Source organism: Streptomyces apricus, assembly GCF_008369065.1.
Classification (GTDB): domain Bacteria; phylum Actinomycetota; class Actinomycetes; order Streptomycetales; family Streptomycetaceae; genus Streptomyces; species Streptomyces apricus.
In genome coordinates this window covers 1-550 of the sequence record NZ_VDFC01000298.1, presented here as the reverse complement: position 1 = coordinate 550, position 550 = coordinate 1, and the positions used below count along the sequence as shown (strand labels likewise).

The following is a 550-nucleotide window of genomic DNA, read 5'->3' as shown; positions in this document are numbered from 1 at the left end:
GTGCACCGGCAGCCCGATGCGGTGGCGGTGGTCTTCGAAGGGGCGGAGCTGACCTATGCGCAGGTGAACGCGCGGGCCAATGTGCTGGCGCGGGAGCTGGTGGGGCGCGGGGCGGGTCCGGGTGCGGTGGTGGCGCTGGCGCTGCCGCGCTCGGCGGACCTGGTGGTGGGGATGCTGGGGGTGCTGAAGTCGGGTGCGGCGTATTTGCCGGTGGACCCGAAGTATCCCAGCCACCGCCTGGCGCACATCCTGGCCGAGGCCGCACCGCGGCTGGTTCTGACCGACACCGCCACCCTTTCCGTCCTGCCCGACACCGGCACACCGGCCCTCTTCCTCGACGAACTCACCGTGCCCCCCGGCCCGCCCGGGATGGGGAGCCAGAACCACGAGAACCTCACGGGACGCGACCTGCGCGCCCCCCTGCGGCCGGACTCCCTGGCGTATGTGATGTACACCTCCGGTTCCAGCGGCACCCCCAAGGGGGTTGCCGTCACGCACCGCAACGTCGTCAACGGCATCACGCACCTGGCGCAGCTGATCGGGGCGGGGC

At 72.2% G+C, this 550-nt stretch carries 1 protein-coding gene; it reads left to right on the top strand.

Annotated features, from left to right (window positions below):
• A partial coding sequence (locus tag FGF04_RS39790) for an AMP-binding protein (RefSeq protein ID WP_149516234.1) occupies positions 1-550 on the top strand: 550 nt, incomplete at both ends.